This window comes from Agromyces sp. NPDC055520 (genome assembly GCF_053619715.1).
This window is the reverse complement of sequence record NZ_JBSHJY010000001.1, coordinates 35,310-49,527: the sequence shown is the minus strand read 5'-3', so window position 1 is coordinate 49,527 and position 14,218 is coordinate 35,310. Positions and strand designations below refer to the sequence as shown.

The following is a 14,218-nucleotide window of genomic DNA, read 5'->3' as shown; positions in this document are numbered from 1 at the left end:
TCAACCTCGCAGCAGGAAGGGTACGGGAACGAGCAGCACGGCACCGGCGATCAGCCAGACGAGGCGCGCCCGCCGGTGGCCCTTGGCCAGCCAGAGCACCGCGCCGAACCACAGCGGCGGCGCGAGCACGGCGAACCAGCTGCCGAGCGCGTACATGAACTGCGCGACGGGGTCGTCGAAGAACGGCGTCTCGCCGATCGCCACGACGAGCCAGCCGATCGCGTAGAGCAGGTAGATGCCGCCCAGCACCCCGAGCACCACGAGCTCGGCCGAGCCGGTCTGCCCCGCGGCATCCGCTTCGCCTGAGTCGTCGTCGGATGTCGCGGCGCCCGCCTCGTCGCCGACCGCCCCGACGAGCGGGGCAGGCGAGCCGACCGTCTTCCAGCCGGGCGCGAGCGTCGGGTCGTCGTCGCCCTGCCAGCGCAGGGCGTCGTCGTCGGGATCCTGGCTCATGCCTCCAGCGTAGTGACCGGCTCGGCGGGTTGAACCCGTCGAGCCGACCTGCGAGTCGTGCCGGTCGAACCGGTTCACCGATCGGCGACGAGCCGTCGTTCGGCGAGATCGCGATATGTCGGCATCCCGCTCGGGCTGGACATACCGGCTCGGCGTTCGGCCTGGTCGGCGTAGTCGGCCGCGCGGTGCTCCGCAGCGGCGGCAGCGGCGTTCGCTTTCGCCCGCCGTTCGGCGAGATCGAGGGTTCCGACCCACGGCTGGGCAACAGAAGCGGCCCCGCTGCTGCCGGCGTCGGATTCGGAGTTCTGCCGGGTCGCGCAGGAGGCGAGCGCGAGGCCGGCGGTGACCGCGAGAAGCGCGGTGGCGATGATGCGCTGGGTTCGAATTGCGGTGTTCATGGCTCGAGCGTCACTCGCGTCGGTATCGGCCCGCGCACCGCCCGGTATGGATTCGGTATGGAACGTCGCGGCGATCGTTGACGCCCGGCACGCGGAGGAGCAGGATGCGGCATGTGGAGATCCGAGTCCTCGGAGACCTCACGATCGACGGTGCATCGCTCCCCCCGAAAGAGCGCTCCCCGCTCGCCGCGCTCGTCCTGCGATCCGGAACCGTCGTCACACCGTCCGAGCTCGCCGATGCGGTGTGGCGCGACGAGTCGCCCGGCACCTGGCCGAAGCAGGTGCAGGCCGGTGTCTCCCACATCCGCCGTGCGCTCGGCGCGGGCGCGGTCGTCACCTCGCGCGCCGGGTATCGGCTCGTCGTGGGCCCCGACGACGTCGATGCGAGCCGGTTCGAGCGACTCGTCGCCTCGGCGCGAACGCACCATGGCGAGGGTGATCCGATGCGCGCGATCGACGCGATCGATCGCGCGCTGGCGCTCTGGCGCGGCGAGCCGTACGCCGACCTCGCCGACTGGCCGCCGGCCGAGGCCGAGAGCGATCGGCTGGCGGAGCTTCGCTCGGGCGCCGAAGAGGAACTGCAGCTGGCCCGACTCGACTGCGGCGAGCACCGGGCCGTCGTGGCCGACGCCGAGCATCTCGTGCGCACCGAGCCGCTCCGCGAACGCCGCTGGGTGATCCTCGCCACCGCGCTCTACCGGGGCGGCCGTCAGGCCGAGGCGCTCGCCGCGATCCGGCGAGCGCGCGAGCTGCTCGATGACGAGCTCGGCATCGAACCGGGCACGGAGCTCGCCGCACTCGAGACCGCGATCCTGCGGCAGGATGCCTCGCTCGCGGCTCCCCCGGCGCCGCCCCGGACGAGCGAGGAGTGCCCGTACCGCGGACTGGCGCCGTTCGGCCCCGATGACGCGGCCGACTTCTTCGGTTGCGAAGACGACATCGCCGCGGCCCTCGCGAGGCTCGCCCGCTCGCCGTTCCTCGCGGTCTCCGGGCCGTCGGGTTCGGGCAAGTCGTCACTCGTCAACGCGGGCCTCGTGCCGGCGCTGCGGGCGCGGGGCGACACTGTGGTCGTGCTCGCATCGGGTGCCGCGGGCGTCGCACGGCTGCGTGATGCGCTGTCGGGCCGGGCGCACAGCGACGTCGTGGTGGTCGACCAGTTCGAAGAGCTCTTCCACTCGGGCCTGCCGGCCGACGAGATCGCGGCCGTCGGGCACCTGCTCGCCGACGCCGTCGCGAGCGGTACCCGCGTCGTCGTCGCGGTTCGCAGCGACTTCCTCGACGCGTGCGCCGGCGAGCCCTCGATCGGGCCGCTGTTCGTCGAGGGCGTGCACCTCGTGGGCCCGCTGACCGCCGACGGTCTCAGAGCGGCGATCGAAGAGCCGGCCCGACGCTCGGGGTTGCGATTGGAGCCCGGGCTCACCGAGCTCATCCTCCGTGATGCGGCAGGCGCCCCGGGCACGCTCCCCCATGTCTCGCACGCGCTCGTCGAGACCTGGCTGCGCAGGGAGGGCGCCACGCTCACGGTCGCCGGGTACGAGGCATCCGGCGGCATCACGGGCGCGATCGCGAAGTCGGCCGACGAACTGTACCGCTCGCTCGACCCCGCTGCGCGGCAGATCTGCCGCGCGACGTTTCTGCGTCTCGTCGAGATCGGTGCCGACGGCGCACCGATGCGGCGTCGCGTGGATCTGCAGCCGTTCCGGGCCGACACGGCGCACGATGCCGTGCTCACGGGTCTGACCCGCGCGCGACTCGTCAGCACCGAAGACGACTGGCTGATCGTCGCGCACGAATCGCTCGCGACGGCGTGGCCGAGGCTGCGCGGCTGGCTCGAAGACGACGCGGAGGGCACACGCACCATGCACGCGCTCGCGGCCTCGGCGAGCGCGTGGGACGCCGACGGCCGCCGCGAAGAAGACCTCTACCGTGCCGCGCGATTGCAGGCGGCACGAGAGTGGCAGGATGCCGCGGCGCCCGAGCTCACGGCGACGGAACAGGAGTTTCTCGCGGCGTCGGCCCAGCGGGAGCAAGCCGCGATCGACGAGGTCGAGCTCCGCGCGGCGCACGACCGAAGCCAGAACCGACGGCTTCGGGTGGCGCTCACGGCCGCGGTCGCACTGTTCGCCGTCGCCGTCATCGCCGGCGCGCTCGTGGCGGTCGGCGCGAACGAGACGCAGCGGCAGCGCACCGAGGCGCAAATCGGCGAGCTCACGAGCACCTCGCTCTCACTGCGCTCGGACGAGCGCGACGTCGCGGCGCTGCTCGCGGCCGAGGCCTACCGGCGCTGGCCCGACGACCCGCGCACCCGGTCGGCGCTCATGGGGGTGATGGAGGCGGCGGGCGGGCTCGTCGGCACCCGGTACGCGGAAGGGGTGCGCGAGATGGCCGGCCGCATGATCCCGGGTACCCGGCAGGCCGTCGTGGCGACCGATTCAGGGGTCGTGGTCTACGACACCGAGACGGCCGCAGTCGTGCGGTCGCTCGACGTGCCGCGACGCGATACCTTCGTCGACACCCGTATGGGTCCTTCGATCAGCACCGACGGTCGGCTGGCCCTGATCGCCGAACACACCTGGACCAAGGGTCATCTCGAACGCGACGGAGCGGAGCTCTACCTGGCGGACGTGGAGACCGGTGCGCGCACGCTCGGGCCGGTGGAGTTCGACGTGCCGCTCTCGACGGTGGCATTGAGCCCCGACGGGTCGGTGATCGCGACGGTCGACATGTTCGGCGAGCTCGACCTCGTCGACGCGGCATCCGGCGCCAGACGGTCGGTGACGACCGGCGCAGGCCATGAGGAGGAGCGCGACACCGATCGCGGCGGAGCGCTCGGCTTCACCCCGACCGGCACGCTCGTGTACGGAACGATGGGCGACGAAGTGCTGCTCGTCGATCCGGGCTCGGCGACGGTGACCGGCAGCATCCGGCTTCCCGACGGGTCGTCGAACGTCTCGATGGCCGTCGTCACGAACTCGCTCGCGATCGCCACCGGCGACCTTCGCCTCACCGCGTTCGACCCGACCGCCGGGGCGGTCGGGTGGTCGCGTCGCCTCGGCCACGACACCCTCGAGCCCTGCCCGTGGATCGCCGCATCGGTGCAGCGCGACACGATCTACTGCGGTGATCTGTGGGGCCGCATCGAGGAGCGCAGCCTCGCGACCGGTGAACTCACGGGGCGGCACTTCGACCCGCAGCTCAATCACGTGGGGCCGCTGGACGTCTCATCCGACGGTCGCGACCTGACCGCCATCGGGCGCAGCGCGCCCGCGTTCACGCACTGGCGACTCGACGGTTCCGGCCCCGTCACCCGGATCGTCGCCCCTGGGTCGGTCGCGGGCGACCAGTACTTTCCGTCGGGCTCGCGACTGTTCACCGCCACCGCGCCCGACGACCCGCGACCACCTGTGCAGCAGTACGCCGTCATCGACACCGACACGGGCGAGACCGTGTTCCGGCCGCCGGCCGACTGGTATGACATGGGGTGGGCCGGCGAAGTGCTGATCGGGCTGCACGGCGACGACGAGCTCGGCCTCATCTCGGTGGTCGACGGCAGCAGCTGGCCGCTCGACTTTCCGGAGCTCGATTACCTCAGTGCGAGCACTGACGGAACGAGACTCTACGCCGGCGCCGACGACGGCATCGTCACCACCCTCGACGCGCTGACCGGCACGCGCATCGGTCCGACCTTCAAGGTCGATCAGTTCGTGTTGTCGGTCTCGACCGATGCCGACGCATCCCTCGTACTGATCACCTCGTCCGACACAAGCGACGAGACCACGACCAGGCTGTTCGACGGTCGCACCGGCGAACTGCTCCGAAGCGGCGCGATGGGCGATTCCGCGCTGCTCACCGCGCGAGGCGAGATCATCGCCTTCACCGACAACCGCATTACCCGCTTCTCGGCGGCGACGTTCGAGCGCAGCGGATCGCTCCCCGGCAGTTCCGGCGGCTTCGCGAACATGACCGTCTCGGCCGACGGCCGCACGCTCGCGGTGTTCGCGCGGAACGGCACGGTCTCGCTCTACGACCTGGTCGGCGGCATCCGCCTGGGCGATCCCGTTCCCGTCTCCCACCCTGACATCTGGGCGAGCTTCGTGCGGCCCGACGGCGAGGAACTCGCGGTCAACGCGAGCGGCGGCATCGCCGTCTGGGATCTGCGGGAGTCGTCGCAGGCCGAGGCCGCCTGCCGCGTGGCCGGTCGCGACCTCACGCGAGACGAGTGGAACGCCTACCTCGGAGACCTCGGCGACTACCGGTCGACGTGCGGGTTCACCGCGGCCGAGTGATCGCGCCGCCGGCCGCGCCGCCTGCAGCCGCGACGGCGGCGGCCGCCACCGCGGCATCCGTCATGTCGAAGCCGTCGACGCCGCCGCCCGGGCCGCTCGGGCCGCCGCGGGTCGCGACGCCTCTCGCCGAGAGGTGCACCGCGTCGACGCCCACGGCGGCGAGCGCGGCGATGTCGTCGATGCGCACACCGCCGCCGGCCATGACCTCGAGCCGCCCCGACTCGCGAACCATCGCCGCGAGGCCGTCGATTCCGGTGCGACAGTCGGCCGCGCCGCCCGAGGTGAGCACCCGGCGTACCCGACGGCCGCTTTCGGCGAGCGCCGCGACCGCCGCCACCGCCGCGACGGGGTGCGCCGCGGCATCCACCGCACGATGCACGGTCACGTCGGCCGCGCTCGCCGCATCGACGAAGGCGCGGATCGCGTCGAGGTCGAGCGCTCCCGCCTCGGTGAGCGCGCCGACGACGACACCGTCGGCACCGGCAGCGACGGCGGCACGGATGTCGCGGTGGATCGTGTCGATCTCGTCGGCATCGTAGACGAACCCGCCGCCGCGCGGGCGCACGAGGACGTGCACGAATCCGGTCGCGCCCGCCTCGCGCGCCGCAGCGGCGGCCGACTCGATGAGTCCCGTCGAGGGGGTCAGCCCGCCGAGGCCGAGCGCCTGACAGAGTTCGACCCGGGCCGCGCCCGCGGCAAGGGCGACCCGCACCCCCGCGACATCCTGAACGGCGATCTCGACCGGCAGAGTTCGTGACATTCCCGACACGCTACCGGCTCGCGACGGGCGGCCGTGCAATATGCTCATCGCGGCACACTTCCCCCTGAAAGGACGAACGTGGCAGAGCAGCGCAAGAAGAAGGTCGTCCGAGTCGAACCCACCGCAGCGGCAGGCGGCACGAGCGAGACCACAGCGGGCACGACCGGAACCGACACGCCGATGTGGACCCCGACGGCCGAGTCGAAGAAGAAGGCCACGACGTTCCGCCTGATCGCCGGCGGCCTGTGGCTGCTCGCGATCGCCGGCGAGGTGTTCACCATCTTCTGGGTGCTGCGTCAGGTGCCGGTCAACATGGTGCTGCTCATCGTGCTCATCGTCGTGATCGGCGCGCTCGCGATCGGCGGCTCGCTGCTCTGGAAGAAGGCCAACCGCTTCGACCCCGCGTCGAAGGAGGACAAGGTGCGCTTCTTCGTGCAGAACCAGTTGGGCGCGATCATCGCGGTCATCGCGTTCCTGCCGCTGATCATCCTGATCTTCACGAACAAAGACATGGACGGCAAGCAGAAGGCGCTCGCCGGCATCATCGCGATCGTCATCGGCGGCGGTGCGCTCGCCCTCGGCGTGGACTACAACCCGCCGTCGATCGAGCAGTACACCCAGGAGTCGAACGTCATCGAGAAGCTCACCGGCCAGGACCTCGTGTACTGGACGAAGTCGGGCTCGGTGTTCCACGTCTGCGAGGCGGTGCCCGACGTCAACAAGGAGTCGAAGGACGGCACCATCTACAGCGGCACCGTCGCCGCAGCGCACGAGGCCGGCAAAGACCGGCTGACCCTGCGTTGGGAGAGCGAGGCCATCAACTACTGCGGCTACAGCCAGGAGCAGGTCGACGCCGCGGCCGGCGCCGCCGACCCCGCCTCGGAGGCGCCGGCCGAAGAGACGAACGACGCGCCCGAAGAGACCCCCGCTTCGGAGTAGCGAGGCGCGGAGCACGATCACGGCGCGCACTCGCCACGGCCGGCCTGCGCGAAGCCGTTCGGTCCACTGCGGATTGACGCGTTCCGAGAGCGGGCGCACCATGTGAGGCATGGATGTCGCGGCACGCGCCCTGCTCGTCGGCACAGCGCTTCTCGTGCTCGTGACGTCGGCGTGCAGTGCCGACAGCGCACCGCAGACCGGCGCGGGTTCGGCGAGCCCGCACGCGAGCGCCGAAACGGGGTACAACGGCGACGACGAGTCCGGCCCGTCCAACGCCCGCGAGATCGAGTTCGACGAATTCGTCGACGACCCGACGGCACTCGTCGGCGAACGCGTTCGCGTCGCGGGCCGGGTGTTCTTCCTCTCCGAGTGCCCGCCGCCGGGGGCCGGCGACGCGACGTGCGTACTGATCGGCTACCTCGCCGATCCCGAGCGCCGCACATTCACCGCGGCCGACGCGGCCGAGGCCGTTGCCCTTGCAGAACGGGGCAAGCGCGTGTCGTGCCCCGAGAGCGGCCAGGCGACCCCGACGTGCGGCGACTGGGTGGCCGGGGCCGCGTACACGGTCGAGGGCGAGGTGCAGCGGCAGGTGCTCGGCGGCCGCGAGACCGCGCTCGTGCAGCTCGACGTCGTGGAGAAGAGCGCGCCCGAACCCTAACGACCCCCTGAACTGGGGGTGATCCATCGTCCATATCCCTCTGGACAGCAACGGGGTACAGGGCCATCGTCTGCGGTGTCGAGTGCGTGCGATGTGAGGCGATGGTGGGTTTCGCCCCGGTACGCGCCGAGGGGGTAGTCATGACCGAACACATCGACGCGCGCGCTCCGCACGGATCCTGGCCGAGGAAGCTGGCCGCAGCCGTGACGGCCTTCGCCTTCGTCGCAGGCGGGCTCATCGCCGCGCCCGCCTCGGCGGCGACGATCGATGCCGACTACGCCGCGCAGGGCCCGTCGCCCATCACGGGCGGTCAGGTCGAGGGCGTGACACCGAACAACGAGGTGGCCGGCGCCGTGCAGACCGTCGTCGCCCACCCGGCGGATCCGAACATCGCGTGGGTCGGCACGGTCAACGGCGGCGTGTGGCGCACGTTCAACGCGACCGCGGCCTCGCCGACCTGGACACCCCTGACCGATCAGCAGGCGAGCCTCTCGATCGGTGCTCTCGAGCTCGACCCGACCGTCGCGACGAACACCGTGCTGCTCGCCGGGATCGGCCGGGTGAGTTCGTTCGGCCGCATCTCGGGCCCGCTCAATGGACTGTTGCGCACCGCCGACGGCGGCACCACCTGGAGCCCGCTCGGCGCGGTGCAGCTCGCGGGCGAGAGCATCTCGGGGGTCGCGCCGCGCGGCACCACGATCGTCGTCTCGTCGAACGCCAACAGCAACGTGTTCGGCGCGGGCCAGGGCGGCATCTTCCGCAGCACCGACGGCGGCGCCAACTTCACGCGCCTCTCGGGCAACGGCACGAGCGGTCTGCCGAACATCGGCGTCTTCGACCTCGTCGGCGACCGTTCGAACGCCGCAGTGCTCTACGCGGGTTCGCAGCAGGGCATCTTCCGCAGCACCGACACCGGGGCCACGTGGACGAACGTCACGAACCAGGTCACCGGCATCAGCAACGCGACGACCAACAACCTCGAGCTCGCCGTGCACACGAGCGCCGGCAACAACGTGGTGTACGCGGGCGTCGTCAACAGCGGACAGCTCAACGGCCTGTGGCGCTCGGTCGACCAGGGCGCGAACTGGACCCAGCTCGACACGCCGACGACCAACGAGGGCGGCGCGATCGTCGGCCTCCAGCCGCGCGAGAAGCCGGGCGGCCAGGGCGGCGTGCACTTCTCGATCCTCGCCGACCCCGGCGATCCGAACCTCGTCTACCTCGGCGGCGACCGGCAACCGCTCGACGCGGGCGCGAACACCGGCAACTTCCCGAACTCGATCGGGGCGAACACGTTCAGCGGTCGACTCTTCCGCTGCGATGCGAGCCTCGCGGCCACGACGCAGTGCACGCCGCTGACCCACAACGGCACGAACGGCAACAGCGCGCCGCACGCCGACTCGCGCGAGATGGTCTTCGACGCCGCCGGCGACATCCTCGAGGGTGACGACGGCGGTGTCTACCGGCAGACCGACCCCGCGACGACCAACGGCGACTGGCAGTCGATCAATGGCAACCTGCAGATCAGCGAACACCACTCGTGCGACTACGACAGCGTCGGCGACCTGATCCTCTGCGGCGACCAGGACACGGGGGCGCCCGAGCAGTCGGCGTCGGGCAGCGCGAGCTGGACGGAGCTCAGCGCCGGCGACGGCGGCTTCGTCGCCGTCAACGACGCAGGTGCGTCGTCGGTGCGCTTCAGCAGCTCGAACAGCTTCGGGGCCGGTTCGTTCCTGCGCCGCACCTGCACGGCCGCCAACGTGTGCATCAACTCTGCGCCGGGCTTCAACGTCGTCGGCCAGGGGCAGACGATCCAGAACTTCGACACGACGCTGCCGCTGTACACCCCGCTCGCGATCAACACGATCGACCCGACGCGCTTCATCGTGACCTCGAACCGGGTCTACGAGTCGACCGACTCGCTCGACAACCTCACGATCGTCGTCAACGGCCTCGGCGGGCCCGCGAACAACCTGACGAACACGACGAGGGCGATCGCCTACGGCGGACGAGCGGGCGGCGCAGACAACCCGGGCGTGCTGTGGTTCGGCGACACGACCGGCCAGCTGTTCCTCCGGAGCGCCGGTGCCGGTGCGCCGGCGCTGCTGCCCGGTTGGACGGGCGGCGTGACGACCGACATCGTCTTGAACCCCGAGAATTGGGCCGACGCATTCGTGTCGGCCGGCGCGCAGGTCTTCCACACGGTCGACGCCGGGGCATCCTTCACGAATGTGACCGGCAACCTCGCTACCGTTGCGCCCGGCGCCAACCTGCGCTCGCTCGAGATCGTGCCGGTACCGGGCACCGATGTGCTCGCGCTGCTCGCCGGCACCGACACGGGCGTCTTCGTGAGCCAGACGCAGAACCTCGGCGTGTGGGCCGAGCTCGGCGCCTCGCTGCCCAACACGATCGCGTTCGACCTGCACGTCGACACGGCCGACGACGTGCTGCTCGTCGGCACGATGGGCCGCGGCAGCTGGCTCGTCGACGACGTCTCAGACGTCATCCCGATCGCCGATGTGCGCGTCACGAAGACCGACTCCCCCGACCCGGTCATCGCGGGCGAAGAACTCTTCTACACGGTCACGGTGACGAATGACGGGCCGGATGCCTCGGCCGGCGTGGTCGTCGTCGATGACCTGCCTGCGCAAGTCGACTACCTCTCCGACGACGGCGGGTGCAGTTACGACGCGCTCGACCATCAGCTGACCTGCGCGGTGGGCGACATCCCCGCGGGTGAGAGCCGCTCGTTCGTCGTCAAGACGCGGGTGCACGCCGACACCGTCGTCGGCGAAGACGACGGAACACTGCTCATCGAGAACGTCGTGTCGGTCTCGGGGGCGAGCGTCGACGACGACCTCTCGAACAACACGTTCACCCAGCGCACCTTCGTGCAGGAGCGCAGCGACCTGAAGGTCACCAAGATCTGCAAGCCCGACGACGAGCTGCCCGCCGGCGACACCGGAACCTGCACGGTCTTCGTCGACAACCTCGGCCCATCGTCGGCCCGCGACATCGTCGTCACCGACGCCAACCTCAGCGACGGAGCCTTCGCCATCGGCACCGTGACCGCGAGCCAAGGCAACTGCGGGGCTCCCGTCGCCGGGGTCGTCACGTGCCAGCTCGGCGATCTGGCCGCGGCCTCACCGTCGTCGCCGGGCCGGGCGACGATCACGCTCGAGGTCTCGGCCACCGAAGACGTCGACATCAACGACGTCGTCACGGTCACGTCGCCGACCCCCGATCCGGATCATTCGAACAACCAGGCGCAGGAGTCGATCAGCGTCATGGCGGTCGCAGACCTCTCGATCGACAAGACCGGCCCGGTATCCGCGATCGCCGGAACCGACCTCTCATACACGCTGTCGATCGCGAACGCCGGCCCGTCGACCGCGACCGGCGTGTTCGCCACCGACGTGCTCTCGGCGGGCGTGCAGATCCTCAGCGTTACCGGCACCGGCGGTGCGTCGTGCAACGCCGGGGTACCCGGCGATGCAGAGACTCCCACGACGTGCTCGTTCGGCAACCTCTCGCCCGGTGCGGCGCGCACGATGACGATCCAGGTGCACGTGCTGCCCGACTTCACCGGCCCGCTGCACGACGACGCCCGCGTGTCGAGTTCGACGTTCGACAACGACCTCATCGACAACCTCGACACCGTCGTCACCGACGTGACCGCCTCGGCCGACCTGTCGATCGTCAAGACCGACTCGCCCGACCCGGTGCTCGCCGGCGACGACCTGACGTACACCCTCACGGTGACGAACAGCGGGCCGTCGACGGCGAACGACGTCGAGGTCACCGACACGCTGCCCGTCGGCACGACGTTCGTCGAAGGGGTCGACGGCAACGGTGCGACCGTCTGCGCGCTCGTGCAACCCGGCAGCGTGGTCTGCGACCTCGGCTCGATGGCGCCGGGCGCCTCGGTGACGGTCTACATCACGGTGACCGTCGACCCGTCGTTGCCGCCCCACGCCGTGCTCGAGAACACGGCGACCGTGGCATCGTCGACGCCCGACCCCGACCCGAGCGACAACACCGTCGCCCAGTCGACGAACGTCGACACGGCCGCCGACGTCTGGATCGACAAGACCGCGACCCTTCGCTCGGGGAACCCGTCGCCGGTGATCGTCTACACCCTCACGGTGCACAACGACACGGGCTGCGAGTCGGATGCCCAGTCGACGCCGACGCCGAACTGCGGCACCGGCGGTCCGTCTGACGCCCGAGGCATCGTCGTGACCGACATCTTGCCGCTGACGGCGAAGAAGCTCGTGGTGCAGTTCGTCTCACCGCAGTGCAGCTACGACAAGGCGGCGCACCGGGTCACGTGCACCGCCGACAGGCTGCCCGCCGGTGCGACCGTGAACTTCGTCGTCGAGGCGCAGGCCAGCGGCAGTGTCGGCACCATCCTGAACAAGTCGACGGTGACGAGCACGACCCTCGACCCCGACCTCACCAACAACGCCAACGATGCCTCGATCGTCGTCAAGGGCGGCACCGGCAAGGGCAAGGGCGGCAACTAGCAGAGAGGTCGGCGGCCCGCCCCGGAGCATCCGGAACGAGCCGCCGACACCGACGCAGGCCGCGCCACCGACGCGGCCTGCGCAGCTGCCGACTCAGAACACCGGCACCCCGGCGCGCACGAGTCGCCAGTTCTCGACGTGGAACGTCGCCGGGTCGATCGTGCCCGCCGCCGAGGCGTACGCGACGATCGCCTCGCGGATCGCGACCTGCGCGTTGTAGACGACCGGCGCGCTCGCGACGTGGGGGAACCCGCCGCCGCCCGATTGCCGGTAGTTGTTGATCGCGACGACGAACTGCTGGTCGGGCGCCACCGGCACCCCGTTGTACAAGAGACTCGTGATGCGCGAGCCCACCGGCTGCTCGACGTCGACGTCGTAGAAGATACCCGAGAACTGGTCGTAGTTGTAGTCGGGGATCGTCGGCGAGTCGGGGTTCGGCCACGGCGCGTTCGTCCAGGCCGGCGGGTCGACCGGGGCGCCCGGAGCTACCAGCCTGAAGTACTTCGCCGAGTACTCGAGGTAGTCCTTCAGTTGGGCGCCCGTCAGCACCGAGGCCATGAGGGTGTTGTCGTAGATGTAGAGGCCCGCGACATCCTTGATGGTCACCGGCCCCTGCGGGAAGCTGGCGGCGCGGTTGAACGGCGCCGCGATCGAGATGATGGGCAGGGATGCCTCGGGGGTGCCCGCGATCGCTGCGGCCACGGTCGCCGTCTGCACCTCGTTGACGTAGTCGAGGATCGCCGTGTCCTTCCAGCAGGCCTCGGCGGCCGACATCCCCTCGGTCGAGTTCGCGACCGCGGTGTTCATGTAGGTGACGACGGCGTCGTGCTGGTCGCGCACGATCGCGACGAATGCGGGATCGTCGACGACGCTGTTCGTGTTGACCGTCATCGCCTTGCTCTGCGCCACCTTCCAGTTGCCGCGCTCGAACTCGAGCTTCAGGTCGAAGACGCTGACCCGCTGACCCCAGTTCTTCGGCTCGCTCATGATGACCTGCTTGCCGGTCGCGAGGTTCGTGACGAAACGCTCGGGCACCTCGCGGTGCGCGTGGCCGAAGAGGATCACGTCGATGCCCGGCACCTGCTCGGCGACGAGTGCGGCCGCGTTCTCGACGGGGAGGTCGCCCGAATACGACGAGGTGCCGCTGTCGCCCGAGTGGGCGCTCACGACGACGATGTCGGCGCCCTCGGAGCGCATGATTGGAACCCATCGCGCCGCGGCCTCGACGAGCCCCTGCACCTCGACCGACCCCTCGACGTTGGCCTTGTCCCAGATGACGACGCCGGGGTTGGTGAGGCCGAGCACGCCGATGTTGATCGGGGGGCGACCCTGCACCTTCACCCGCTTGATCGTGTACGGGCGGAACCGCGGCACCTTCGTGCCGGCGTGCACGGCGTTGGCCGCGAGCACCGGCGCGTCCATCTGCGAGATCCAGTGGTCGAGGAAGTCGAGGCCGTAGTTGAACTCGTGGTTGCCGAGGGCCACGGCGTCGTAACCGAGGGCGTTCATCTGCGCGGCCATCGGGTGGGTCGCACCGGTCTCGGTGACGGGCTCGACGGTCGCGTAATAGAAGCCGAGCGGCGTGCCCTGGATCGTGTCGCCCGCGTCGAAGAGCAGTGTGCGGTCGCGGCCGCGGTCGGCGCGGATCTGGTTCACGACACTCGCAACCCGAGCGAGGCCGACGGCGTTGCCGGCGCTGTCGCTGTAGACGGCGTCTTTGTAGTAGTCCCAGTTGACGACGTTCGTGTGCAGGTCGGAGGTGCCCATGATCGTGATTTTCACCGACTTGTCGCCGGGGGCGGCGTTGGCGACGCCGGGCCAGCCGACCGCCGCGAGGGCGCCGGCCGCCGACATGCCGACGAGCACGTTGCGTCGGGAGAGCCCCGAGCTCGGCGCCGCGACATCTTCGTCGGGCACTGCGCAGGAGCACCAGCGGGGGGTGGGTTCTGAGTGGTGATGGGTGAGTTCGCTCATGGCTCACATGCGACCACACCTCACGCCACTTCGACAAGGGGTCGGCGGTGAATTCGTCGTGCTCATTCGCGCACGACGAAGAACGGCCTGCACCGGATGCTCCGGGGCAGGCCGTTCTCGTGTCGAACAGCGCTTAGCGCGCGACCTCGCCGTCGGCCTGACCGGACGAAGTCCGGGCAGCATGGGCGCAGTGTCGCATGACGACTGCGTCGACGGCGCAGGTC

The 14,218-nt window shown here is 70.4% G+C and carries 8 protein-coding genes; 4 read left to right on the top strand and 4 right to left on the bottom strand.

The annotated features are described in order from the left end of the window. Both ACWGST_RS00225 and ACWGST_RS00220 read right to left on the bottom strand, forming a co-directional pair. Entirely contained in the window at nt 1-453 is a 453-nt protein-coding gene (locus ACWGST_RS00225) for a DNA polymerase III subunit gamma/tau (RefSeq protein ID WP_452044636.1), read from the bottom strand. Nucleotides 454-527: 74 nt separating this feature from the next. Further along, on the bottom strand, nt 528-851 hold the full coding sequence (locus ACWGST_RS00220; RefSeq protein WP_452044635.1) for a hypothetical protein: 324 nt from the start codon (nt 849-851) through the stop codon (nt 528-530). A 113-nt stretch (nt 852-964) separates the two neighbouring features. Here ACWGST_RS00220 and ACWGST_RS00215 point away from each other — a divergent pair, with 113 nt between their 5' ends. Continuing rightward, nucleotides 965-5,137, top strand: coding sequence for an nSTAND1 domain-containing NTPase (locus ACWGST_RS00215; protein WP_452044634.1), 4,173 nt, complete (start codon nt 965-967; stop codon nt 5,135-5,137). On the opposite strand, the gene ACWGST_RS00210 is transcribed toward ACWGST_RS00215, so the two are convergent. Continuing rightward, complete coding sequence (locus ACWGST_RS00210; RefSeq protein WP_452044633.1) at nt 5,121-5,897, bottom strand: copper homeostasis protein CutC; 777 nt, start codon at nt 5,895-5,897, stop codon at nt 5,121-5,123. The genes ACWGST_RS00215 and ACWGST_RS00210 overlap by 17 nt on opposite strands. Before the next feature lie 78 nt (nt 5,898-5,975). Between ACWGST_RS00210 and ACWGST_RS00205 the strand changes: the two genes are divergently transcribed. The 3 genes from ACWGST_RS00205 to ACWGST_RS00195 all read left to right on the top strand — a co-directional run bounded on the left by ACWGST_RS00205 (nt 5,976) and on the right by ACWGST_RS00195 (nt 12,020). After that, the gene (locus ACWGST_RS00205; protein WP_452044632.1) at nt 5,976-6,836 is read left to right on the top strand and encodes a hypothetical protein; all 861 of its coding nucleotides are present in this window, start codon (nt 5,976-5,978) and stop codon (nt 6,834-6,836) included. A gap of 109 nt (nt 6,837-6,945) precedes the next feature. Beyond that, nucleotides 6,946-7,494, top strand: coding sequence for a hypothetical protein (locus ACWGST_RS00200; protein WP_452044631.1), 549 nt, complete (start codon nt 6,946-6,948; stop codon nt 7,492-7,494). Between the two features lie 140 nt (nt 7,495-7,634). Continuing rightward, nucleotides 7,635-12,020 carry a DUF7507 domain-containing protein gene (locus ACWGST_RS00195; RefSeq protein ID WP_452044630.1) on the top strand — a complete coding sequence of 1,462 codons (4,386 nt, stop codon included), beginning with the start codon at nt 7,635-7,637 and terminating at the stop codon, nt 12,018-12,020. A gap of 93 nt (nt 12,021-12,113) precedes the next feature. Here the strand turns inward: ACWGST_RS00195 and ACWGST_RS00190 are convergent, their stop codons facing one another. Continuing rightward, nucleotides 12,114-13,994, bottom strand: coding sequence for a bifunctional metallophosphatase/5'-nucleotidase (locus ACWGST_RS00190; protein WP_452044629.1), 1,881 nt, complete (start codon nt 13,992-13,994; stop codon nt 12,114-12,116). Nucleotides 13,995-14,218 lie beyond the last annotated feature (224 nt).

Excerpts from the sequence above, each read along its gene's own strand:
- ACWGST_RS00210 (WP_452044633.1), bottom strand. The coding sequence starts at position 5,897 with ATGTCACGAACTCTGCCGGTCGAGATCGCCGTTCAGGATGTCGCGGGG.
- ACWGST_RS00190 (WP_452044629.1), bottom strand. The coding sequence starts at position 13,994 with ATGAGCGAACTCACCCATCACCACTCAGAACCCACCCCCCGCTGGTGC.
- ACWGST_RS00220 (WP_452044635.1), bottom strand. The coding sequence starts at position 851 with ATGAACACCGCAATTCGAACCCAGCGCATCATCGCCACCGCGCTTCTC.
- ACWGST_RS00200 (WP_452044631.1), top strand. The coding sequence starts at position 6,946 with ATGGATGTCGCGGCACGCGCCCTGCTCGTCGGCACAGCGCTTCTCGTG.
- ACWGST_RS00225 (WP_452044636.1), bottom strand. The coding sequence starts at position 453 with ATGAGCCAGGATCCCGACGACGACGCCCTGCGCTGGCAGGGCGACGAC.
- ACWGST_RS00195 (WP_452044630.1), top strand. The coding sequence starts at position 7,635 with ATGACCGAACACATCGACGCGCGCGCTCCGCACGGATCCTGGCCGAGG.